Origin of the sequence: Rathayibacter sp. PhB1 (genome assembly GCF_004362935.1) — a bacterium.
GTDB lineage: Bacteria > Actinomycetota > Actinomycetes > Actinomycetales > Microbacteriaceae > Rathayibacter > Rathayibacter festucae.
The window spans coordinates 627,434-650,911 of sequence record NZ_SNYD01000001.1 but is presented as its reverse complement, the minus strand read 5'-3'; the positions used below and the strand labels follow the sequence as shown (position 1 = coordinate 650,911).

Below are 23,478 nucleotides of genomic sequence, written 5' to 3'. Positions count from 1 at the left end.
CCCCCCGCCGTGGGGCGCCCCTCCCCGGCGTGCCCCCGGGGGCGGCCCCGCGGGGGGGCCCCCCCCCCCCCCCCCCCACCGCGCCCCTCCCCCCGTCAGACCGCCGGCAGCAAGCACCCCCCGACGTCCAGCTAGCGAAGAGCCCGCTCCGCCGCCCCCACCACGTTGTGGATCAGCATCGCCCGCGTCATCGGCCCCACCCCGCCCGGCACCGGCGACAGCCACCCCGCGACCTCCGCGACCCCGGGAGCGACGTCGCCGGTCAGCTTCGCCTTCCCCGTCTCCGGGTTCTCGACCCGGGTGATCCCCACGTCGAGCACGGCCGCCCCCGGCTTCACCCAGTCCGCCGCGATCAGCCCCGGAACACCCACAGCGGCGACGACGATGTCCGCCCGCCGCACCTCCGCCGCGAGGTCCGTCGTCCGCGAGTGCGTCAGCGTGACCGTCGCATCGAGCCCCTTGCGGGTCAGCAGCAGCCCGAGCGGACGCCCGACCGTGAGCCCGCGCCCGACGACCACGACGTGCTTGCCCGAGATCGGGATCTCGTGGCGCTTCAGCATCTCGACGATGCCGTTCGGCGTGCAGGGCAGCGGGCTGTCGAGCTCGCCCTCGACGCCCAGCACCAGCCGGCCGAGGTTGGTCGGGTGCAGCCCGTCGGCGTCCTTGTCCGGGTCCATCAGCTCGAGCATCGCGTTCTCGTCGATGCCCTTCGGCAGCGGCAGCTGGATGATGTAGCCGGTCACCGAGTCCGACTCGTTGAGCTGCCGGATGGCCGCGCGGATGTCCTCCGCGGAGGCCGTGGCGGGCAGGTCGACGCGGATCGACTCGATGCCCACCTCCGCGCAGTCGCGGTGCTTGCCCGCGACGTAGGAGCGCGAGGCCGGGTCGTCGCCCACCAGCAGCGTGCCGAGACCGGGCACGACGCCCTTCTCGCGCAGCACCGCCACGCGCTCGGCGATCTCCGCCTTGACCGTCGCGGCGGTCGCGACGCCGTCGAGTACCTGTGCCGTCATCGTGGAACTCCTCGTTCGTCGGCGCTTCCGCGCCAGTCGTGCAGTAGTGCTCGGCGGTGTCCGGAGGCGCGCTCGGCGCTCCGGACCCCGCCGAGCACAGGGTCACCCGGGAGGGGCGGGGCGGCCTACAGCCCGGGGTACAGCGGGAAGTCGTCCGTGAGCCCCTTGACCCGGGCGCGCAGCGCCTCGAGGTCGGCCGAGGGCTTGAGCGCCTCGGCGATGACGTCGGCCACGACGGTGAACTCGGCGTCGCCGAAGCCGCGGGTCGCGAGAGCGGGGGTGCCGATCCGCAGGCCCGAGGTGACCATCGGCGGGCGCGGGTCGAACGGCACCGCGTTGCGGTTGACCGTGATGCCGACCTCGTGCAGGCGGTCCTCGGCCTGCTTGCCGTCGAGCGGGGAGTTGCGCAGGTCGGCGAGCACGAGGTGCACGTCGGTGCCGCCGGTGAGCACGTCGATGCCCTCGGCCTTCGAGTCGGCGGCGGTGAGCCGCTCGGCGAGGATCTGCGCGCCGCGGATGGTGCGCGCCTGGCGGTCGGCGAACTCCTGCTCGCCCGCGAGCTTGAACGCGGTGGCCTTCGCGGCGATGACGTGCATGAGCGGTCCGCCCTGCTGGCCCGGGAATACGGCGGAGTTGAGCTTCTTGGCGTACTCCTGCTTGGCGAGGATGAGGCCCGAGCGCGGGCCGGCCAGCGTCTTGTGCACGGTCGTGGTCACCACGTCGGCGTGCGGGACGGGCGAGGGGTGCAGGCCCGCGGCGACGAGTCCGGCGAAGTGGGCCATGTCGACCCAGAGCTTGGCGCCGACCTCGTCGGCGATCGCGCGGAACGCCTCGAAGTCGAGGTGACGGGGGTAGGCCGACCAGCCGGCGATGAGGACCTGCGGGCGGACCTCGAGCGCCTTCTCGCGGACCGCGTCCATGTCGATGCGGAAGGTCTGCGGGTCGACTCCGTACGCCGTGGCGTTGTAGAGCTTGCCCGAGAAGTTGAGCTTCATCCCGTGGGTGAGGTGGCCCCCGTGCGCCAGCTCGAGACCGAGGATGGTGTCGCCCGGCTGGACGAGGGCGGCGAGCGCCGCCGCGTTCGCGGTCGCTCCGGAGTGCGGCTGGACGTTCGCGAACTCGGCGCCGAAGAGGGCCTTGGCGCGGTCGATCGCGAGCTGCTCGGCGACGTCGACGTACTCGCAGCCGCCGTAGTAGCGGCGGCCGGGGTAGCCCTCGGCGTACTTGTTGGTGAGGACCGAGCCCTGCGACTCGAGGATCGCGCGCGGCACGAAGTTCTCGCTGGCGATCATCTCGAGGTAGCCGCGCTGGCGGTCGAGCTCCTGCTGCAGGACGGCGGCGATCTCGGGATCGACGACGGAGACGGGCTCGTTGAACGAGGCCGAGACACCGGTGCTGGGGATGCTCGAGGCGGGAGAAGAGGACACGTGCGCTCCTTGGCTGCGAAACGGATGGCGTCCGCGAGGCGACGAGGCACGCTCGGGCACGCAGAACAACGGTATCCGTTCCGGCCCAGGCGAGCGGCAGGAAAAGTGTCCGGAAGAGGTCTCCGGAGAGGGTGCCGCTCCCTGATGGTCACCCATCCGAACGCCAGTCGCGACGCGGCCAGTGTAGCAACGGGCGGCCGATATCCTGAGCGGATGCAGACCGATTCCGCCGCGCCCGCTTCCGACCGCACCGCCGCCGCTGCGGCGATCGGCGGCTCCGACGACGGTCCCGGCAACCACTGGACGCTCACCTTCGCCTGCCCCGACCTGCCCGGCATCGTGCACGCGGTCTCGGGAGCCGTGGTCCAGGCCCGCGGCAACATCACCGAGAGCCAGCAGTTCTCCAGCGCCGACACCGGGCGCTTCTTCATGCGCCTGCAGGTGCAGTCGCCCGTCACCCGCGACGAGTTCGAGGCCGCGCTGCTCCCCGTCACCGAGCACTACGGCATGACCTGGCGGCTCGACGTCGTCGGGCGTCCGCTGCGCACGCTGCTGCTCGCCTCGACCGCGGGGCACTGCGTGAACGACCTGCTCTTCCGCCAGCGGGCTGGCCAGCTCGCCATCGACGTCCCGCTGATCCTCTCGAACCACGCCACCCTGCAGGACCTGGCCGGCTTCTACGGAGTGCCGTTCGAGTCGCGCGCCGTGACGTCGCCCGAGACCAAGCGCGCCTTCGAGGAGCGCGTCGTCGAGGTCGTCGAGGAGCACGACATCGAGCTGGTCGTCCTCGCCCGCTACATGCAGATCCTCTCCCCCGAGCTCTGCGCGCGCCTGGCCGGCCGGGCGATCAACATCCACCACTCCTTCCTGCCCGGCTTCAAGGGCGCGAACCCCTACAAGCAGGCGCACGCCCGCGGGGTGAAGCTGATCGGCGCGACCGCGCACTTCGTGACGAGCGACCTCGACGAGGGCCCGATCATCGAGCAGAACGTCGTGCGGGTGGACCACTCGCACTCCCCCGCCCAGCTGGTGGCGATCGGGCAGGACGAGGAGAGCCGCACGCTCACCCAGGCCGTGAAGTGGTTCGCGGAGGACCGCGTGCTGCTCGACGGCGCCCGCACGATCATCTTCCACTGACCCCGCGCCGGTCGCCGGCGACGTCGAGTCGCCCGGAGCGGCTGCCCGCCGGGCGGGAGAACGAGCCCTCTCGGGCGACTCACCGCGGGCGGATACGATGGTCCGCGTGAATCGAGCGACAGCGGGCACTGCACGGACCGATCCGAAGGTCGGGCCGAACGACGTCCTCCGCCTCGTGCTCGAGCTGTTCGCGTTCGTCAGCCTCGGGCTGTGGGGCTTCCTGTCCTGGGACCTGCCATGGAGCATCGTCTTCGGCGTGGGCGCACCGGTGCTGGCCATCCTGCTCTGGGCGCTCTTCCTGTCGCCGCGCGCCGTCCTCGCGATCGACCTCTACGGCCGCTCGCTGATCGAGCTGCTGATCATGGGCGCCGCCGCCCTCGCCTGGCTCGACCTCGGCCAGCCGGTCGTCGCGATCGTCTTCGGCGTGGTCGCCGTGGTCTCCGGCGTGATCTCGGGGCGCCGCGCGCTGAGCTGACGGCGCTGTGCGAGTGCACCTCTGCTGATCGAGTAGCCCACGCAGCGGGCGTATCGAGATCCACCACCGTCCGAACCGGAGCCTGCAGACCACCCTGCAGGCGACGGCGGGTCTCGATACGCCCCTCCGGGGCTACTCGACCAGCATGCACGGGGCTGCGACTCAGCAGACGAGGGCGTCGCTCCATGCTGATCGAGTAGCCCGCGCAGCGGGCGTATCGAGATCCACCCGCATCAGGACCGTGGTCTGCAGGCGACGGCGGGTCTCGATACGCCCCTACGGGGCTACTCGACCAGCATGTTCCAGCGATTCGGCTCCCTGCACATGCTGATCGAGTAGCCCGCGCAGCGGGCGCATCGAGATCCCGCGCGCAACGAGCGACGGCCGCCCCGCCGCCCCCGGAGGGGCGTGCGGAGCGGCCGTCGACGGGCTGCGGAGGGCTACTCCGCGGCGCCCGCCTCACGCTGCGCGAGTGCGCGGCGACGCAGTCCCGTCAGCACCGCTCCGGCGCCGATCAGCGCCAGGGCGCCCGCTCCGAGCAGTCCGCCGCCGAAGCCGGTGGAGGGCAGGCCGCCCGCGCCGTGGCCGGGCGCGCCCGGTCCGGCGGTGGGCGTGGAGGTCGGCGCGGGAGGCGCGGTCGGTCCGGCGGTCGGCGTCCCGGTCGGAGCCGGCGTCGCCGTCGGTCCGGCGGTCGGCGTCGCGGTCGGCTCGGCCGTGGGTCCGGCCGTCGGCGTCGCGGTCGGAGCCGGCGTCGCCGCCTCCGTCACGTCCACGCTGACGAGGGTCCGGAGACCCGAGTCCGCGTAGTCGACGCTGCCGAGGTACTGCGCCGGGCCGGCGAGGCCGGTCCAGGACACGGAGTAGCTCGTCGGCTCGCCGAGGACCGCGTCGACGGTCTCGGGCGCGGTGCTCAGGGAGCCCTCGCCGCCGTCCGCCGCGATGAGGAAGCTCCGGAGGTCGAAGGTCGCCTCCGGCTCCGCGCCCACCGCGTAGATGTCCGCGGAGACCAGGTAGCTGCCGGCCTCGGGGGCGTAGAGGTCCACCCGCTCGTCGGCCGAGCCGGTCGCGCTGGTCGCCGTGGGCACCGGCTTCCCGTCGACGATCTGCGAGATCGTCAGGTCGAGGTCGGCGGTGTCATCGAGCGAGTCGAGGTCGAACCGGGCGAACTCGGTGCCCTCGGGCACCTCGACGGTCGTCTCGAACGTCACGCCCTGCGGCAGCGTGCCGGTGTGGCCGTCCGCCGCGGTCGCGTCCTCGGCGAGGACTCCCACCGCGAGACCGCTCGGAACCAGCGGCAGGGGGCCGTCGATGCCGGGGATGATCTCGACGCTCGTCGAGCCGGTCGAGCCGGAGCCCGACACCTCGTACGGCGCGTCGAGCAGCACGGGACGCACGGCCACGGGGCTGCGCACCTCGTGCTCGGCGCTCGACCAGGTGAGGTAGCCGGTCGCGAACTCGGTGAGCTCGGCGTCGGTCCGGGTGAAGGTCACCGTGTACTCGGCGGTCTGGCCCGCTCCGGTGAAGGAGAGGGTGGACGGCGAGACGACGGCGTCGATCCCGGGGATGTCGAGGGCGGCGGTGTAGCTGCCGGCCTCGGTCGAGGTGACCGTGCGGGTGACCGTCTGGCTCCCGGCCAGGGCGCCGATCGCGATCGAGGCCTGGTTGAGGTCGGACGGGTCGATCGCCTCGACCGCGTCGAGCTCGGGGTCGGCGAAGACGTAGCCGGCGCCCTTGAGGAAGGCGATCCAGTCGCTCGTGCCGCTCTCGTAGAGCAGTCCGGGGTCGAGGAACGCGGTCGGGTCGACGTGTCCGGCGCCCTGCGCGAAGACGTCGTCGGACGCGGCGCCCGACTGGTCGACGCTGTCGTAGGAGGTCGTCATCATGGCCGACTTGACCGCCGACGGCGACGCGTTCGGCGTCACGCCGAGGATCAGGGCGGCGAGGCCCGCGATGTGCGGGGAGGACATCGAGGTGCCGGACTCGAACGCGAAGGCGGGGTCGTCGCCCTCGGCGTTGAAGCTGTCGGCGAGGATCGCGACGCCGGGCGCCGTGAGGTCGGGCTTGAGCACGTCGGTGCCGTCCGCCTCGGCCGGGCCACGCGAGGAGAATCCTGCGACCTGCGGCACCGGGATCTCGGTGCCGGTCGCGTTGCCCTCGGTCAGCGTCGCCGTCGCGCCCGCGGTGCCGGCGTACGCGGTGATCGCGTCGTAGGCCTGCGAGTCGATCTGGATGCTCGGGACCGAGTGGTCGTCGACGTGCAGGGCGTTCGGGAACGGGTTCAGCAGCAGCATGCCGATGCCCCCGGCCCGGTCCACCTCGGCCGACTTGGAGACGCGCGCGGTGACGCCGGCGGTGCAGGCGACGATCTTCCCGGCGACCTTCGCGGCGTCGAGCGAGCCCGGCGCGCAGATGTCGGCGTTCTCGGTTCCGGCGACGACGACGTCGGCGCTGTTCACGAGGGGGCCGGTGACGTCGTCGTGCACGCTGATCGATCCGCCGACGAAGGCCTGGCCGTCACCGAGGGTGGCGGTGGCCGTGTAGGTCGGGATCGAGGAGGCCGCGACCGTGGTGTACCAGGGCGAGGCGTGGTCGAGGGTCGAGACGCCCGGGCCGGAGTTGCCGGCCGAGGCGGCCACGAAGACACCCGCGGCCGCGGCGTTCAGGAACGCCTCGTCGTAGGGGGTCAGCGTCGACACGGCGGAACCGCCGCCGATCGAGAAGTTGATGACGTCGACGCCGTCCGCGACGGCCGCGTTGATCGCGGCCAGGATGCCCTCACCGGAGCAGTAGTCGTCGTCGTCGGTGCCGTTCACGGCGCCGTTCCAGCAGACCTTGTAGGCGGCGACCTTCGCGGCGGGTGCGACACCGGAGATGGTGCCGTAGTCGTAGCCGTCGACCGAGGCCTCGACGTCGGCGTTGCCGGCCGCCGTGCTCGCGGTGTGCGAGCCGTGGCCGTCCGCGTCGCGCGGCGAGCGGTACTCGGGGTTGTCGGTCGAGCCGGCCTTCTCGTTCTGGCCGAGGAACCAGCGGGCGCCGATCAGCTTCTGGTTGCACTCGCCGCCGTCCCACTGCTCGGACGCGGCTAGGCCGGGCGAGCAGGAGCCGGCGAAGGTGGTGCCGTCCGACTTGGCATAGCGGACGGTCGTGCCGTCCGTGTACGGAGCGGCGCCCGGGGAGGTCGCGAGCGGAGCGCCCGCGAAGGACGGGTTCTCGGGTGCGATGCCGGAGTCGATGACGCCGACGACGATGCCCTCGCCGGCCTTCTCGACACCGCCGACGGTGTCCCACACTCCGCCGTCGCCCTCGAGGCCGAGGAAGCTCGTCGAGGACTCCTGCCCGGTGTCCGGAACGGGGATGCCGGCGTCGGCGGCGGCGGTCGGAGCCGGCGCGGTCGAGGCCGCGGCGCGGTCGAGCTTCAGATCCTCGAGCTCCCGCACCTGCGCGACGTCCTTGCGGCCGGCGAGCTCGCTCGCCTGCGCGGCGGTGAGCGAGGCGGAGAAGCCGTTGAGGGCGACCGTGTAGTGGTAGCCGATCGCGGCGTCGACGGCGGCGGCGACGTCGTCCTGACGCTGCTCGAGGTGAGCGGAGTAGTCCTCGACCGGAGCCGAGCGGGCCTGCAGCTGCGCGCCGGCGTCCGGAGCGGTCCGGGCGAAGCGGGCGTCGGTGCCCTCGTAGGTCGCCGCGGACGGCTCGACGAGCGTGACGACGTAGTCGCCGTCGTCGAAGGTCTGGAGGGTGGAGAGTCCGCCGACGAGAGCGGCCCCGCCGACGAGCGGGGCGGCCGAGGCGGCCGAGACGGCGAAGGCGCCGGAGGCGGCGATGCCGAGGGCGGCGAGGCCGGCGAGGATGCGCTTCTCGGCGCGGCGGACGGGTGGACGGTGGGACAAGTGAAGCGGCAATCGATGTCCTTTACTCACAGTTGCTGAGAACCGGATCGGTTCTCGCACAGAGTCGACCCTACGAACTCGATCGCCCGGCTCTGTTACGAACAGGTAACGAAGTCCTTGTTCGGGGGACAACGGCGACCGATCTCCGGGGATCCGGTTGCCCCCATTTCGGGGACCCCACCCCGCCGGTCCTACGCTGGCGGGATGCGCACCCCGAATCCCGACGCCGCCGTCGGCGTCCTGCTCCCCCGCGATCTCCCCGCCGCCGAGGTCCTGCCCTACGCCCGCCGGGCCGAGGAGCTCGGCTTCGACGAGCTCTGGGTCGTCGAGGACCTCGGCTTCCGCGGCGGCGTCGCCCAGGCCGCGGCCGCCCTCGCCGCGACCGACCGGATCGTCGTCGGCATCGGCATCCTGCCTGCCGCGGTGCGCACCGCCGCGTTCACCGCGATGGAGCTCGGCACCCTCGCCGAGCTCTTCCCCGGCCGCGTCCACGCGGGCATCGGCCACGGCATGCCGGGCTGGATGCGCGGACTCGGCGTCTGGCCGAAGAGCCCGCTGACCCTGCTCTCGGAGCAGTTCGACGCGATCCGCGCGCTGCTCGCCGGCGAGGAGGTGACCCGCGACGGTCGCTACGTCCACGTCGACGGCCTGCGGCTCGAGTCGCCACCGCAGGTCGTGCCACCGCTGCTGGCCGGCGTCCGCGGACCGCGCTCACTCGAGCTGGCCGGGCGCATCGCCGACGGGGCGATCCTCGCCGAGCCGGTCGCTCCGGAGTACCTCGCCCGGGCCCGCGAGCAGATGGGCACGCCGGGCCGCGTCGTCGCCTACAACGTGGCCGCCGTCTCGGACGACGCCGGAGAGACCCGCGCCGCCGTGCGCCCGGGACTGGAGTGGGTCGGCGAGCCGGACTGGGCACCGCACATCGAGCCGCTGCCCTTCGCCGAGGAGTTCGCGCAGCTGCGCGCCCGGAGCGCCGACCGCGCCGCCTTCGTCCGCGATCTGCCGGACGAGTGGGTCGACCGGCTCGCCGTCGTCGGGACTCCGGAGACGGCCCGCGCGCGGATCGACGACCTGCACGCGGCCGGAGCGGCCAGCACGGTGCTCATGCCGGTCGGCGACGACCCGCGCGCGGCGATGGAGCAGCTGGCGCGCGTGCTCTGACGGCGGTACCGACCGCCACCGCGCCTCCGGCACGCGGAAACGGCTCCGGCCCGGGGAATCCGAGGATTCCCGCGGGCCGGAGCCGTTCGTGCGAGCCGGAGCTCAGCTCGCCATGCGCGCCTTGAGGTTCTCGTCGAGCGTGGCGAGGAACTCCTCGGTCGTCTGCCAGGCCTGGTCCGGGCCGACGAGGAGCGCGAGGTCCTTCGTCATGCTGCCGGACTCGACCGTCTTGATGACGACGTCCTCGAGGGTCAGCGAGAAGTCGATGAGCTCCTGGTTGCCGTCGAGCTTGCCGCGGTGCGCGAGGCCGCGCGTCCAGGCGTAGATCGAGGCGATCGGGTTCGTCGAGGTGGGCTTGCCGGCCTGGTGCTGGCGGTAGTGGCGCGTGACGGTGCCGTGCGCCGCCTCCGCCTCGACGACGCTGCCGTCGGGGGTCGAGAGGACCGAGGTCATCAGGCCGAGCGAGCCGAAGCCCTGCGCGACGGTGTCGGACTGGACGTCGCCGTCGTAGTTCTTGCAGGCCCAGACGTAGCCGCCCTCCCACTTCATGGCCGAGGCGACCATGTCGTCGATGAGGCGGTGCTCGTAGGTGAGGCCGGCGGCCTCGAAGCGCTCCTTGAACTCGGTCTCGAAGATCTCCTCGAAGATGTCCTTGAACCGGCCGTCGTAGGCCTTGAGGATCGTGTTCTTCGTGGAGAGGTAGACCGGGTAGTTGCGGGTCAGGCCGTAGTTGAGCGAGGAGCGCGCGAAGTCGCGGATCGACGAGTCCTGGTTGTACTGGACCTGCGCGATGCCGTCGTCGGGGGCCTTGTAGACCTCGAACTTCATCGGCTCGGAGCCGTCCTCGGGGGTGAACTCGACGGTGAGCGTGCCCTTGCCCTTGAAGACGAAGTCGGTGGCGCGGTACTGGTCGCCGAAGGCGTGGCGGCCGATGATGATCGGCTTGTTCCAGCCGGGCACCAGGCGCGGGATGTTCGAGATGATGATCGGCTCGCGGAAGATGACGCCGCCGAGGATGTTGCGGATCGTGCCGTTCGGCGACTTCCACATCTTCTTCAGGCCGAACTCCTCGACGCGCGCCTCGTCGGGCGTGATGGTCGCGCACTTGACGCCGACGCCGTGCTTCTGGATGGCGTGGGCGGCGTCGATCGTGACCTGGTCGTCGGTCTGGTCGCGGTACTCCATGCCGAGGTCGTAGTACTCGAGGTTCACGTCGAGGTACGGGTGGATCAGGGTGTCCTTGATCTTCTGCCAGATGATCCGCGTCATCTCGTCGCCGTCGAGCTCGACGACGGTTCCTTCAACCTTGATCTTCGACATTGCACTCCCAGGGTCTCGTTGCACCGCCCCGCTGCTGCGAGGGACGGGTGGCTCCGCGGCCGCTCCAGACGGCCTCGACCAGCCTACCCGAGGCCGGAACTGTCTCGACGTCGAGACAGTTCTCCGCGGGGAGGAGCCCCGCACCGTGCGCGCCGCGACGCTCGTCCGCGAGGAGGATGACCGCCGCCGAGCCGGGCCGCTAGATTGGGCGGCATGAGTGACCTCCGCCTGGAAGAGCTGTCGGCCGCGAACATCTCCGCCGTGAACGGACTGAGCCTCAAACCGGGTCAGGAGCAGTTCGTCGCACCGGAGTCGTACTCCGCGGCCGCCGCCGTGATCGACCCGGGCGCCGCCTGGCAGCGGGCGATCCTCGACGGCGACGAGCTCGTCGGCTTCATCCACGCGCACTTCGACCCGCAGGCGCCGGAGGAGTTCCGCAGCTGCATCTGGCGGATCAACATCGACGCGGCCAAGCAGGGCCGCGGTGTCGGCACCTTCGCCGTCCGCGCCGCCGCCGACGAGGCGCGCGCCCGCGGCTTCGACACCCTCACCGTGATCTGGGAGTCCGGCGCCGACGGCCCCGAGCAGTTCTTCCGCTGGATCGGCTTCGAGGTCATCGGCGAGACCCCGTACGGCGAGAACATCGGGGCGCTGAAGCTCTGACCGGCACTCCGGCGGCCTCCTCCGCCGACCCGGATCCCGCCGACTTCGTCTCCGCGGTCCTCGCCGTCGTCGACGCGATCCCGCCCGGCCGCGTGATGGCCTACGGCGAGATCGCCGCGGTGCTCGGCACCCGGGCCGCCCGCGCCGTCGGCACGGTGCTCGCCCGCTACGGCTCCGACGTCGCCTGGTGGCGGGTGGTCCGCTCCGGCGGCGCCCCCGCGATCGGGCACGAGGAGCGCGCTCGCGCGCACTACGACCGCGAGGGCACGCCGCTCGTCACGACGCCGAGCGGCTACCGGGTGGACGTCCGCGCCGCGCGCTGGACGCCCTGACGCGGCGGCGGGCCCTCCGGCTCAGACCAGGGAGTCCCGCCAGGCCGCGTGCAGCGTGGCGAAGCGGCCGTCGCCCGCGATCAGCGCCTCCGGCGTCCCGTCCTCGACGATGCGGCCGTGCTCCATCACCAGCACCCGGTCGGCGATCGCGACCGTCGACAGCCGGTGCGCGATGATCACCGCGGTCCGGTCCGCGAGCAGCGTCTGCAGGCCGAGCTGCACCAGCCGCTCGCTCGGGATGTCGAGCGAGGAGGTCGCCTCGTCCAGGATCAGCACCGCCGGGTCCGCCAGGAACGCCCGCGCGAACGAGATCAGCTGGCGCTGACCGGCCGAGACCCGTCCGCCGCGCTTGTTGACGTCGGTGTCGTAGCCGTCCGGCAGCGCCTGGATGAACGCGTGGGCGCCGACCGCCTTCGCCGCGTCGACGATCTCGTCGTAGGAGGCCGAGGGCCGGCCGATCGCGATGTTGTCCGCGACGGAGCCGGAGAAGAGGTACGCCTCCTGGGTCACCATCACGATCGCGCGCCGAAGGTCCTTCGGGTGCAGCTGCCGGAGGTCGACGCCGTCGAGGGTCACCACTCCGTCGGTCGGGTCGTAGAAGCGGGAGATGAGCTTCGCGAGCGTCGACTTGCCGGCGCCGGTCGAGCCGACCAGCGCGATCGTCTGGCCGGCGGGGATCCGCAGGTCGAAGCGCGGCAGGATCTCCCGGTCGGTCGTGTAGGCGAAGCGGACGCCCTCGAAGCCGAGCGCCCCCCGCGCCTCGCGGAGGTCGACGGGGTGCGCCGGATCCGGGACGCTCTGCTCCTCCGCGAGAACGCCCGAGATCTTCTCGAGCGCGGCCGCGGCGGACTGGTAGGAGTTGTAGAACATCGCCATCTCCTGCACCGGAGCGAAGAAGCGCCGGGTGTAGAGCAGCACGCCGAGCAGGGCGCCGATCTCGAGACCGCCGTCGAGCACCCGCATCCCGCCGAGGATGAGCACGGCCGCCATCGTGACGTTGCCGATCAGCACGAGACCGGGGTCGAAGGTGCCGAAGACGCCGAAGACCTTCTTGTAGGCGACCCGGTAGCGCTCGACGACGACGCCGAAGGCCGACTCGTTGCGCTGCTGGGTGCGGAAGGTCTGCACGGCGCGGATGCCGGTCATCGTCTCGACGAACTGGACGATCAGTCGGGACGACGCGACGCGGGTGCCGCGGAAGAGCGACTGCGAGCGCTTCTGGAACCAGCGGGTCAGGATCGCCAGCGGCACGAGGGCACAGGCGAGCACGAGGCCGCTGACGCCGTCGAGCGAGACCAGCGCGATGGCGACGAAGCCCATATAGAGGGCGCCCTGCACGAGCTGGTTGATGCCGGAGTCGAGCAGCTCGCGGATCGAGTCGAGGTCGCTGGTCTGCCGGGAGATGATCCGGCCGGAGGTGTAGTTCTCGTGGAACTCCAGGCTCAGCTTCTGGGTGTGCAGGAAGACGCGCTTGCGCAGGTCGATCAGGATCGCCTGGCTCACCCGGGCCGACAGCACGGTGTACCAGGCGACGAGGACGGCGCCGACGACGCCGGTCAGGACGTAGGCGATCACGGTGAGGACCAGCGGGGTCGCGTCGCCGTCGAGGATCGCCGGCAGCCCGTTGTCGATGCCCAGTGCGATCAGCGCCGGTCCGGCGACCTGCGCGGCGGTCGAGATCACCACGACGACGGCCGTCAGCACCAGCCGCATCCGCAGCGGGCGCAGCAGCGACCCGAGCAGCGCGAGCGAGCGCCGGCGCAGGGCCGCGGACTCCGCGCGCGTGAGGTCGTCGCGCTCCTCGGTGGATCCGAGAGTGCTCATGATCGGGTCTCCAACTCCGTGAGGTCGGTCAGGTCCGTCAGCTCGGCTTCGGCGCGCGGTCGCGAGCCGACGCGCTCGGTGCCCCGGGGACGGGCGAGCTCGTCCTCCTCGAGGCTCGAGATGACGAAGCGGTAGTGCGGGCTGCTCGCGAGCAGCTCGGTGTGGGTGCCGACCGCCGTGACGCGGCCCTCCTCGAGGAGGGCGACGCGGTCGGCGAGGGCGACGGTCGAGGGGCGGTGCGCGACGATCAGCGCGGTGGTGTCGCCGAGCACGCGGCGCAGGCCCTTCTCCACCCGCGCCTCGGTGTCGACGTCGAGGGCCGACAGCGGATCGTCCAGGACGAGGACGGCGGGCCGCGCGGCGATGGCGCGCGCGAGGGCGAGCCGCTGGCGCTGGCCGCCGGAGAGGCTCATCCCCTCCTCGCCCACGGTGGTGTCCAGCCCGTTCGGCAGGGAGTGCACGAAGTCCGCCTGGGCGATCTCGAGCGCCTCGAGCAGCTCCGCCTCCGAGGCGTCCGGGCGGCCGAGAAGCACGTTCTCGCGCACCGAGGTGGAGAAGAGCGTCGCGTCCTCGAAGGCCATGCCCACGTGGGAGCGCAGCTCGTCGCGCCGGAGGTGCCGCACGTCGACACCGTCGATCTCGATCGCCCCGCCGGTCACGTCGTAGAGGCGCGGCAGCAGCGCGGTGAGCGTCGTCTTGCCCGAGCCGGTGAGGCCGACGAGCGCCATCGTCTCGCCGGGCTCGACCTCGAGATCGACGCCGTCGAGCAGATCGGCGAAGCGCTCGGGCGCGTCCTGGTAGCGGAAGTGCACGTCTCGGAAGCTCACTCGGCCGAGCGGGCGGGCGATCGTCGCGGGCGACTCCGGATCGGTGATCGTGTTCCGGCTGTCCATCACCTCGAAGTAGCGGTCGACGGCGGTGCGCGCGTCGAACGTCATCGAGAGCAGGAAGCCGATGGACTCCACCGGCCAGCGCAGCACGGTCGCAGTGGCGAAGAAGGCGAAGAGCTCGCCGACGCTGAGCTGCCCGTCGGCCGCCAGCCAGACGCCGGCGAGGAGGCAGAGCGCGAAGGCGATGTCGGGGATGAGCAGGAGGACCACCCAGATGCCCGCGATCGCCTTCGCCTTCTCCACCTCGGTGCCGCGCAGCTTCTCCGCCTGATCGGCGAAGCCGGCGAGCGCGTGCTGGTGACGGCCGAACGCCTTGATCACGCGGATGCCGTGCACCGACTGCTCGACCGTCGTGGCGAGGTCGCCGGCCTGGTCCTGGCTGCGGCGCGCGATGCTCGAGTAGCGCTTCTCGAAGGCGAAGCCGTAGATCCAGACCGGGATCGAGCAGGCCACGAACAGCGCGCCGAGGATCGGGTTCCAGTAGACCAGGACGCCGAAGCCGACGACGATCGTCAGCGCGTTGACCACCAGCAGCACGAAGCCGAAGGCGATCCAGCGGCGGATGAGGCTGAGGTCGCTCATCGCGCGCGAGAGCAGCTGCCCGCTCTGCCAGCGGTCGTGGAACGAGACGGGCAGGTCCTGGAGCTGGCGGTAGAGCGCGGTGCGCATCCGCGCCTCGACCCGCGTGCTCGGGGTGAGCACCATCCGGCGGCGCAGCGCGATGGCGGCGGCCTCGAGCACGCCGAGCAGGAGCACGACGACGACCGGGCCGATCAGCGGGCCGAGGTCGCCGGAGCCGGCGGCGGTCGCGCCGTCGCCGAGCGGTCCGTCGACCAGCTGCTGGAGGACGATCGGGATCGCGAGCGAGACGAGGCTGGCCACGAGGGCGATCGCGATGCCGCCGACCAGGCGGGGCAGCGCGTCGCCGACGAACGGGACCAGGCGCAGCAGAGTGCGGAGGGTGTTCGGGCGCTTCGGAGCGGCGGGCGGAGAGGACTGTGCGAGCACGGTGCTGGGCTTTCGCGACGGAGGACGGAGCCCTGCGGCACCGTGGCGTCGCGAGGGCGGGGATGCCGCCGGCCCCTTGCGGGCCTCTGGGCAGCCTTGAAGGCTATACCCGGTCCCTCGGCGGCGTCCACCGCTCGGCGACCGCGGGCGCGGATCGTCGGGTCCCTCCCTCCTCCACGACCGAGCCCGCTGGACGAACCCGCGCGAGCGGCGCCGAGGCCGTCAGCGCACCCGCACCGACAGGCAGGTCACGCAGCCCTCGAGCTTCTCGAACTCCGAGATGTCGACCGTCACGACGCGGTAGCCGAGCTCGCGGAGCAGCTCCGCGCTCCGCGGCGCGGACGCCGCCATCAGCAGCGTGTCCGGGCCGAGCACGACCACGTGGGCGCCGCCCTCCTCCGGCATCGGCAGGAAGGAGGGGAAGAGCCGCGGCTCGTCGACGACGGACTCCCAGCCGATCACGGTGCCGTCCGGCAGCGCGGTGACGGCGCTCTTGAGGTGCAGCGCGCGGGTGAGCGGGACCGCGACGACGCTCAGGCCGAGCGGACGGAGCAGGGCCCGCAGCTGCGCGACGCCCTCGGCGTTGGTGCGGCCGCCGCGGCCGACGTAGACGGTCGAGCCGACGCGGAGGACGTCGCCGCCCTCCAGGGTGCCGGGCGCCTCGATCCGGTGCACGATCAGGTCGAGAGCGCGAGCCGCCTCCTCCGCGCCGTCCACCTCGCCGCGGCGCGACTCGGCGCCCGGGCGGGTGAGGACCGCGTGCCCGTCGACGACGAGCAGCGCGTCCTCGAGGAAGACGGAGTCGGGCAGCTCGGGCGCCGTGGCGACCTGGACGGTCTCCCAGCCGGCCTCCTCGAGCGCATCGACGTACTCCTCCCACTGCTGCAGCGCCTTCACCCGGTCGACCGGGACGCGCTCGAGGTGGGTGAGCTCGCCGGCGTCGAGGTCGTCCGCGGGCTGCCGGATGAGGGCGATGCGGCGCTCCGGACGGGCGGTGGCGGCCGAGGACTTCCGGGCGCGGGCAGGTGTCGATGCGACGGCGATGCGGTGGCCGAGGGTCGCGGCGGCGATCACGAAGGCGAGCAGGAAGACGAGGTTGAGCCCGCCGAAGGTCGCGACGATCGATCCCCAGACCTCCCCGGTGATCGGGGTGCCGCTCGCGCTCGCCTGCACGAGCGTGCCGAAGACGGCGCCGACGAGCCCCGCGACGAGTCCGGCGATCGCCGCCGTCCAGGCGCGGGCGAGCAGTCCGGCCGCCGCGAGGACGAGCACCACCACGAAGGCGAGCACGCTCGAGAGCAGGAAGTAGGCGTTGACCTGCGGGATCGACGTCGGCGCCAGCTGGTTGCCGATGAAGAAGGCGAGCAGGTTGGCGAGGTGGGCCGCGACCGCCGTGGCCGCCGCGGCGGCGAGCGCCGTCAGCAGGCGCCGCCCCACGGTCGGGGCGTTCGCGGTGGTCGGAGCGGTGGGCGCGTTCAGCGTCGAGTCGGAGGGCACCCGGAGACCCTACGCGCCCGCACCCCTGCGCCCCCTGCCCAGACCCTTGCAGCCGTCTGAGAGCCGCGCCCCGGGCCGCGCCCCGCCCGCTCCCCCGCCACTCCTCAAAAGTTGCGGTAGTCGCGCGCCACCACCGCAACTTCCCGCGAGTGGAGCACCAGTCCCGCGCACGCCGCCCGCCGACCCCGCAGAAGTTGAGGTACCCGCGCTCCACTACCGCAGCTTCTGGAGAGTGACGGCGCGGCGCCGGGCTCGCTCCCCGAGTCCGCAGAAGTTGCGGTAATCGCACCCCACTACCGCAACTTCTGGAGAGTGGGTGCGCGGCGTCGGGCTCGCACCCCGAGTCCGCAAATCTTGTCGTACTCGACGCTCGACTACGACAACTTCTGAGGAGTGGAGCGGGCAGACCCCGACTCCCGAAGGGAGAGGCCGCGTGCGGGGATCGCGTGCCAAGCGATTCCCGCGGCGGCCGACGCGACCCGCTCCGCGGAACGCACCACCCGCGGAGCCGACCGCGCCACGCCGCGCAGGGAGCGGCGTGGAAGACAGCACCGGGAGAGGCGCTTCATCGGGGATCGCGTGCCAAGCGATTCCCGAGAGCGCCGACGCGACCCGCTCTGCGGAACGCACCACCCGCGGAGCCGACCGCGCCACGCCGCGCGAGGAGCGGCGTGGAAGAAGGCGCCCACTGAGCGCCTGCGGCGCTCAGTGGAAGAAGTGCCGCTCCCCCGTCGTGTACATGGTGACGCCGGCGCGCTTCGCGGCCTCGATGACCTCGGGGTCGCGGACCGAGCCGCCGGGCTGGACGACGGCCTTCACGCCGGCCGCGAGGAGGACCTCGAGGCCGTCGGCGAAGGGGAAGAACGCGTCGGAGGCGGCGACGGAGCCGGGGGCGCGGTCGCCGGCGCGGGAGACGGCGAGGTGGCAGGAGTCGACGCGGTTGACCTGGCCCATGCCGACGCCGACGGAGGCGCCGCCCTTGGCGAGCAGGATCGCGTTGGACTTGACGGCGCGGCAGGCCTTCCAGGCGAACTCGAGGTCGAGCATCGTGTCGGCATCGGCGGGCTCGCCGGCGACGAGCTCCCAGCCGGAGCTGACCTCGCCGGGGCCGCCGACGAAGCGGTCGGGCTCCTGCAGCAGGATGCCGCCGGAGATCTGCTTGAACTCGGTCTCGACGGGGGCGTAGAAGTCGGGGAGCTGCAGCAGGCGCAGGTTCTTCTTGGTCTTCAGCACCTCGAGCGCCTCGGGCTCGAAGCCGGGGGCGACGAGCACCTCGGTGAAGATCTCCTTCACCGTCTCGGCCATGGCGAGGGTGACGGTCCGGTTCGCGGCGATGACGCCGCCGAAGGCCGACACCGGATCGCACTCGTGCGCGCGGCGGTGCGCGGACGCGATGGGGTCGATGGCCTTCGCGCCGGCGATCGCGATGCCGCACGGGTTGGCGTGCTTGATGATCGCGACGGCGGGGAGGACGAAGTCGTAGGCCGCGCGGACGGCCGCGTCGGCGTCGACGAAGTTGTTGTACGACATCTCCTTGCCGTGCAGCTGGCGCGCCTGGGCGATGCCCGTGCCGTCGGGCGAGACGTAGAGCGCCGCCTTCTGGTGCGAGTTCTCGCCGTAGCGGAGCACCTGCTGCCGGGTGCCGCGGATCTCGACCGAGCCGGGGAACTCCGACTCGCCGCCCGCCTCCTGCCCGGCGAACCAGGCGGCGACGGCGGAGTCGTACGAGGCGGTGTGTGCGAAGGCGCGCGCGGCGAGCGTGCGGCGGGCGGCGAGCGTCGTGCCGCCGCTGCCGAGCGCGGCCACGATGCCGGCGTAGTCGGCCGGATCGACGACGATCGCCACGTTGGCGTGGTTCTTCGCCGAGGCGCGGACGAGCGCAGGGCCGCCGATGTCGATGTTCTCGACCACGGTCGGCGCGTCGGCGCCGCCGGCGACGGTCTCGCGGAAGGGGTAGAGGTTCACGACGACGAGCTCGAACGGCGCGATCTCGAGCTGCTCGAGCTGCTCGCGGTGCGAGGCGAGGCGCACATCGGCGAGGATGCCCGCGTGCACGCCGGGGTGCAGGGTCTTCACCCGGCCGTCGAGCGACTCCGGGAAGCCGGTCACGGCGGAGACATCGGTGACCGAGTGGCCCGCGTCGCGGATGGTCGCGGCGGTCGAGCCGGTGGAGACCAGCTCGACGCCGGCGCCGGCCAGCGCCGAGGCGAGCTCGAGCAGTCCGGTCTTGTCGCTGACCGAGATCAGCGCCCGGCGAACGGGGACGACATCGCGGTCGTCGTAGCTGCTGGGGTCGTGTGCGGTGATGCTCATGCGCGGGCGAGCTCCTCGAGGTCGACGGTTCCGTGGGCGATGTCGAGCACCGTCTGCACCAGCAGGCGACGCTCGATGGTCTTGATGCGCTCGTGCAGCGCGTGCTCGCTCTCGCCGGGGAGCACGGCGAGGCTCTCCTGGGCGATGACCGGGCCGGTGTCGACGCCGGTGTCGATGACGTGCACCGTCACTCCGGTCTCGGTGGCGCCGGCGGCGAGGGCGTCGCGGACGGCGTGCGCGCCGGGGAAGAGCGGCAGCAGGGCGGGGTGCGTGTTGATCATCCGCGGGCTGAGCGCGTCGACGACGACGGGCGGCAGGATCCGCATGAAGCCGGCGCAGACGACGAGGTCGGGCTGCCAGCCCTGGATCTGCTCGAGCAGCTCCGCGCCCCAGGCGTCGCGGGAGGCGAAGGCGCCGGGCGTGACGGTGAAGGAGGGGACGTCGTGCGCCTCGGCGTGGCGCAGGCCGTCGGCGTCGGTGTCGCTGCCGACCGCCACGACGCGGGCGGGGAAGCGGTCGTCGCGCGTCGCCTCGAGCAGCGCGCGGAGATTGGAGCCACCGCCGGAGATGAGGACGACCAACTTCAGCACTGCGCAAGTCTAGGGGGACGCCTCCGCGGCGACCACCGGCGGTCGGGCCCGGCGCTCAGCCGCGGCGGATGCGGCCGGCGGCCAGCCCGAGACCCGCGGCGAGCGCCAGCTCGAGCGCCGCGAACGCCCCGACGAGCAGCGGGTCGGGCCCGACCTGGACGAGGCGCCCCGGCCCGGCCGCTCCCGCCGAGAACCAGGCGAGCAGCCCGAGCAGCAGACCGCCGACCACACCGATGCCGCCCGCCGCAGCCGCACCCCAGCGCAGCAGCGAGCGCCCGTCGAGCCCCTCGACGACCTCCGCGCGCATCCGCCAGCCGGCGAGGAAGCCCGCCAGGAGCGGCACCAGCAGACCGAGGAAGGCGAAGGCGAGCTCGCCCTGCGGCAGCGCCGCGAGCACGGGGATCGAGGGGATCGGGCCGAGCAGCGTCCCGGCCGGAGCGACCGACGAGCCGGCGCCGAGGGCGAAGCCCGGTCCGATCAGCCAGCTCGCCGCCCAGATCACCAGGTTCGGGAGGATCGCCAGCTGCCCGAGCGTCAGCGCCAGGCCGCCGAGCGCCTCCCCGCCGAGACCCTCGTAGAGCGCGACGACGGCGGCGTAGTCGGCGACCAGCAGCACCGCGACGAGCACGCCGGCGACGCCGATCACACCGGCCGCCGCGAGCGTCCCGCCCCGCAGTGAGGCGAGGACGAGCGGCGCGGCCGGGTAGGGCAGGCGGTGCAGCGTCCGCTCGGCGAACTCGCCGATCGGGTCGCGCTCGCCGCTCCTGGCCGAGTGGGTCGCGGCTCCGATCACCACGCCGAGGCCGAAGACGAGCGGCGGGAGCAGCGTGCCCTGCAGGACGTCGACCCGGGCGACGTCGGTGGTCGCGCCGAGGGTCACCAGCAGCGCGACGAGGAGGTAGGTGGCGATCGCGGAGCCGATGCCGAGCAGGCGGTAGGGCGACTCCTGCGCGCGACGGCCCGTGCGGGCGCCGAGCAGGATCGCGAGGAGCGCGAAGGCGAGCGGCGCGATCGTGATCGCGAACGGCTGCCCGCCGTCCGGCAGCCCGAGCGCCAGCGGGGAGTCGGGGGCGAAGGCGGCCTGCAGATCCGCGCCGTGACCGAGCAGCCAGGCGTCCGCGGCGACGCGCCAGAAGACGCTCCAGTCGACCGCCGTGTCGTACTGGACGGCCCAGAGGATCGTCAGCGGCACGAGCGGGATCGCGAGCCCGATCAGCGCCGAGAGCGCGGCGTCGAAGGCGGCGAGGAGTGCGACGGTGATCCGGTTCATGAGCCTGTCGAGCCTATCGGCGGCCCCGCCCGGCACCGCTCAGCGACGCCCCGGACGAGGAGCGGAAGCCCTGCCCGACTGACGACGTCGGGTCTCGATACGCCCCTCCGGGGCTACTCGACCAGCATGGGCTGCTCATGCTCATCGACGCGCGTCGGGACGGCCCCATCACGCTGTGAACGAGCAGCCCGCGCAGCGGGCGAATGCATGCTGATCGAGTAGCCCGCGCAGCGGGCGTATCGAGATCCACCCGCCTCACGGGACGGACCGTCCCCTAGGGTCGAGCCGTGACGACCAGCGCCTCCCGCACCGAGCGCGGACTCGACCGCCTGGTGAACTTCACCGACGCGACGGTCGCCATCGCGATCACGTTCCTCGTGCTCCCCCTCGTCGACGTCGTCGAGGAGGGCGGTGCGACCGACCTCGGCGCGCTGCTCGCCGGCCACTACGGCACCCTCTCGGCCTTCTTCATCACCTTCGCTGTGATCGGTCGGCTGTGGCTGGTGCACCACGCGGTCTTCGAGGGCGTGGCCCGCTACTCCCCCGCGCTGGTCGCGGTGAACTTCGTCTGGCTGGCGGCGATCGTGCTGCTGCCGTTCGCAGCCAATCTGCTGTCGAACGTCTTCACCACCGACCCGAGCGTGTTCGCGCTCTACATCGGCACCATGATCGTCGCGAGCACCGCGACCCTGGCGATGCAGCTGATCCTGCGCCGGGACCCCGCCCTCCTCGTGCCCGGCACGGACCCGCTCCGCTCGCTCTCGCGCTCGCTGATCGTGCTCGCGCTGCTGGCCGCCGCGCTCGTGCTCGCCGTCACCGTCCCGAGCGTCAACATGTTCGCGCTCCTGCTGCTGCTGCTCTCCGGCCCGATCGAGCGCCTGGTGCACCGCGGGCACGCGCCCGAGCGGCACCGGCCCACCCGCACGGAGCGGGGCCTCGACCGCCTGGTGAACTTCTCGGACGCGACCGTGGCCATCGCGATCACGATCCTGGTGCTCCCGCTGGTCGAGCTCGCCCCCGAGATCGGCCGCGACGGCGGCGGCGTGGGCGAGGTCCTCGGCCGGCACCTCGACTCGGTGCTCGCCTTCGCGCTCTCCTTCACGCTGATCGCGGTGTTCTGGATGCCGCACCACCGGGTCTTCGAGCTGGCCGGCGACTACGACGCGGGGCTGGTCTGGCTCGATCTGCTCTGGCTGGTCGCGATCGCGTTCTTCCCGTTCTCGACCAGCGCCATCGCCCTGCTGCCCGACTCGCGCGCGACGATCGGTCTCTACATCGGCACGATGGTCGTGGTGAGCGGCGCACTGCTGCTGATCGAGCTGCGGCTGCGGCGCCGACCGCACCTGCTGCGGGAGGGCGCCGGGCCGGTCCGGCTCGCTCCCGCCGTCGTCCCGTTCGCGCTCCTCGTGCTCGCCCTCGCGCTCGCGCTGCTCGTGCCCTCCGTCGGGCTCTGGTGGCTGCTGCTGCTGATCGCCCAGCGCCCGCTCTCGCTGCTCCTGCTGCGCCGGGTCTAGGCGGCCGGCGTCCAGCCCAGCCGCGGCGCGATCTCCGCGGCGATCGTCCGCAGGATCCGCCGGTGCGACTCGACCCCGCCGACCGCGGGCAGCGTGATCGTGAGCGAGTCCGACTCCGCCAGCGCGGGGTCGGCCGCGAGCGAGGCGACGATCTCGTCGGCCGTGCCGAGGTGCAGCGGGCTGAAGCGCATCGGCGCCGCGATGATCGAGCGGTCGGCGGTGCGCGGCCGGCCGTCGTCGTCCATCCGCGCGAGGTAGCCCTCGATGAAGGGGCGGTGCGCCTCCTCGTCGGCGGGGCCGGTCAGCGGCAGCACGATGCGCCCCGCCGTGACCCGCGAGGTGCGCCCGGGGCGGGCGGCGGCGAAGGCCTCGCGGTAGGCGCGGATCTGCGCGGCCTGCTGCTCCGCGAACGACAGCCCGGTCTCCTCCGTGTTCAGCGTCGAGACCTGGAGGTGCATGCCCTGCTCCCCGGCGCGGACCGCGGAGGCGGTGGTGCCGGCGCCGTACCAGAGCCGGTCGGCCAGACCGGGCGCGTGCGGCTGCTGCACGAGCGGATCGCCGACCGGCACCGACATCAGTGCCGACTCCGCGATGCCGAGCACCGAGCCCGAGAGCGCATCGCGCAGGCGCTCGATCCGCTCCTGCGCCTCGGCGCGGAACTCCCGCTCTGCCTGCCCGAAGACGCCGTCGAAGACCGAGGCGAGGTGCGCGAATCCGCTGCTGACGCCGAGGTCGAGTCGGCCGCCGGAGAGCAGGTCCACGGTGGCCGCGTCCTCGGCGAGGCGGACGGGCGACTCGTAGCGCGCGCCGATCACGGCGGTGCCGAGGCGCAGGCGCCGGGTGCGCTGCGAGGCGGCGGCGAAGAAGGTCATCGGCGAGGCGAGGAAGCGCTCGAAGTGCCGCACGCGCACCCAGCCGGTGTCGTAGCCGAGCTCCTCCGCGAGCTCGAACAGCGCGAGGCCGTCCTCGAGGCTCCTCGCCGCGTCACCCGGCTGCTCGGGGCCCTCCGGGTAGGGCACGAAGGTCAGGAAGTCGAGTCCGAGGCGGCGGGTCACCCCTGCACGCTACCGCCGCCGGGGGCCCGAACGACCGACGGGACCCCCTGCCGAGCAGAGGATCCCGTCCGATCGTGTCCCGCGGCGCGCGCGGGACGTGAG

At 72.7% G+C, this 23,478-nt stretch carries 17 protein-coding genes; 6 read left to right on the top strand and 11 right to left on the bottom strand.

The genetic code is table 11. From position 1 onward, the window contains the following. Positions 1–131: 131 nt before the first annotated feature. Positions 132–1,013, bottom strand: coding sequence for a bifunctional methylenetetrahydrofolate dehydrogenase/methenyltetrahydrofolate cyclohydrolase (locus tag EDF17_RS03105; protein WP_123445127.1), 882 nt, complete (start codon positions 1,011–1,013; stop codon positions 132–134). 125 nt (positions 1,014–1,138) lie between these two features. Continuing rightward, positions 1,139–2,416, bottom strand: coding sequence for a serine hydroxymethyltransferase (gene glyA, locus EDF17_RS03100; protein ID WP_123445370.1), 1,278 nt, complete (start codon positions 2,414–2,416; stop codon positions 1,139–1,141). 237 nt (positions 2,417–2,653) lie between these two features. Here glyA and purU point away from each other — a divergent pair, with 237 nt between their 5' ends. Together purU and EDF17_RS03090 are read left to right on the top strand one after the other, a co-directional pair. Next, entirely contained in the window at positions 2,654–3,577 is a 924-nt protein-coding gene (gene purU, locus EDF17_RS03095; RefSeq protein WP_123445126.1) for a formyltetrahydrofolate deformylase, read from the top strand. Between the two features lie 106 nt (positions 3,578–3,683). Continuing rightward, complete coding sequence (locus tag EDF17_RS03090; protein ID WP_243586292.1) at positions 3,684–4,052, top strand: YrdB family protein; 369 nt, start codon at positions 3,684–3,686, stop codon at positions 4,050–4,052. 440 nt (positions 4,053–4,492) lie between these two features. Here EDF17_RS03090 and EDF17_RS03085 read toward each other — a convergent pair whose 3' ends face one another. Further along, positions 4,493–7,939 carry a S8 family serine peptidase gene (locus EDF17_RS03085; protein WP_166649584.1) on the bottom strand — a complete coding sequence of 1,149 codons (3,447 nt, stop codon included), beginning with the start codon at positions 7,937–7,939 and terminating at the stop codon, positions 4,493–4,495. A gap of 204 nt (positions 7,940–8,143) precedes the next feature. On the opposite strand from EDF17_RS03085, the gene EDF17_RS03080 reads away from it, so the two are divergent. Further along, a complete protein-coding gene (locus tag EDF17_RS03080; protein WP_123445369.1) occupies positions 8,144–9,100 on the top strand; it encodes an LLM class flavin-dependent oxidoreductase in 957 nt (318 codons plus the stop codon). Positions 9,101–9,202: 102 nt separating this feature from the next. Here the strand turns inward: EDF17_RS03080 and EDF17_RS03075 are convergent, their stop codons facing one another. Beyond that, positions 9,203–10,420, bottom strand: coding sequence for an NADP-dependent isocitrate dehydrogenase (locus tag EDF17_RS03075; RefSeq protein WP_123445123.1), 1,218 nt, complete (start codon positions 10,418–10,420; stop codon positions 9,203–9,205). Positions 10,421–10,633: 213 nt separating this feature from the next. Here EDF17_RS03075 and EDF17_RS03070 point away from each other — a divergent pair, with 213 nt between their 5' ends. Both EDF17_RS03070 and EDF17_RS03065 read left to right on the top strand, forming a co-directional pair. Then, positions 10,634–11,083 (top strand): GNAT family N-acetyltransferase, encoded by a 450-nt coding sequence (locus tag EDF17_RS03070; protein ID WP_123445122.1) that lies wholly within the window; start codon positions 10,634–10,636, stop codon positions 11,081–11,083. Further along, complete coding sequence (locus EDF17_RS03065) at positions 10,978–11,415, top strand: MGMT family protein (RefSeq protein ID WP_311316435.1); 438 nt, start codon at positions 10,978–10,980, stop codon at positions 11,413–11,415. Before EDF17_RS03070 ends, EDF17_RS03065 begins: the two co-directional genes overlap by 106 nt. 21 nt (positions 11,416–11,436) lie before the next feature. Here the strand turns inward: EDF17_RS03065 and EDF17_RS03060 are convergent, their stop codons facing one another. From EDF17_RS03060 to EDF17_RS03035, 6 genes are all read right to left on the bottom strand, one after another. Beyond that, positions 11,437–13,239, bottom strand: a complete 1,803-nt coding sequence (locus tag EDF17_RS03060; RefSeq protein WP_123445120.1) for an ABC transporter ATP-binding protein — start codon at positions 13,237–13,239, stop codon at positions 11,437–11,439. Beyond that, a complete protein-coding gene (locus EDF17_RS03055; RefSeq protein ID WP_123445119.1) occupies positions 13,236–15,137 on the bottom strand; it encodes an ABC transporter ATP-binding protein in 1,902 nt (633 codons plus the stop codon). The genes EDF17_RS03060 and EDF17_RS03055 overlap by 4 nt, the downstream gene beginning before the upstream one ends. 222 nt (positions 15,138–15,359) lie before the next feature. Then, positions 15,360–16,634 carry a dimethylargininase gene (ddaH, locus tag EDF17_RS20525; protein WP_311316434.1) on the bottom strand — a complete coding sequence of 425 codons (1,275 nt, stop codon included), beginning with the start codon at positions 16,632–16,634 and terminating at the stop codon, positions 15,360–15,362. Between the two features lie 705 nt (positions 16,635–17,339). Beyond that, the gene (gene purH / locus EDF17_RS03045) at positions 17,340–18,947 is read right to left on the bottom strand and encodes a bifunctional phosphoribosylaminoimidazolecarboxamide formyltransferase/IMP cyclohydrolase (protein ID WP_123445118.1); all 1,608 of its coding nucleotides are present in this window, start codon (positions 18,945–18,947) and stop codon (positions 17,340–17,342) included. Then, the gene (gene purN / locus EDF17_RS03040; protein ID WP_123445117.1) at positions 18,944–19,537 is read right to left on the bottom strand and encodes a phosphoribosylglycinamide formyltransferase; all 594 of its coding nucleotides are present in this window, start codon (positions 19,535–19,537) and stop codon (positions 18,944–18,946) included. Before purN ends, purH begins: the two co-directional genes overlap by 4 nt. A gap of 55 nt (positions 19,538–19,592) precedes the next feature. Beyond that, on the bottom strand, positions 19,593–20,807 hold the full coding sequence (locus EDF17_RS03035; RefSeq protein WP_123445116.1) for a DUF6350 family protein: 1,215 nt from the start codon (positions 20,805–20,807) through the stop codon (positions 19,593–19,595). 287 nt (positions 20,808–21,094) lie between these two features. Between EDF17_RS03035 and EDF17_RS03030 the strand changes: the two genes are divergently transcribed. Then, on the top strand, positions 21,095–22,321 hold the full coding sequence (locus tag EDF17_RS03030) for a TMEM175 family protein (protein ID WP_123445115.1): 1,227 nt from the start codon (positions 21,095–21,097) through the stop codon (positions 22,319–22,321). On the opposite strand, the gene EDF17_RS03025 is transcribed toward EDF17_RS03030, so the two are convergent. Then, complete coding sequence (locus EDF17_RS03025; RefSeq protein WP_123445114.1) at positions 22,318–23,376, bottom strand: LLM class flavin-dependent oxidoreductase; 1,059 nt, start codon at positions 23,374–23,376, stop codon at positions 22,318–22,320. The genes EDF17_RS03030 and EDF17_RS03025 overlap by 4 nt on opposite strands. Positions 23,377–23,478: the final 102 nt, after the last annotated feature.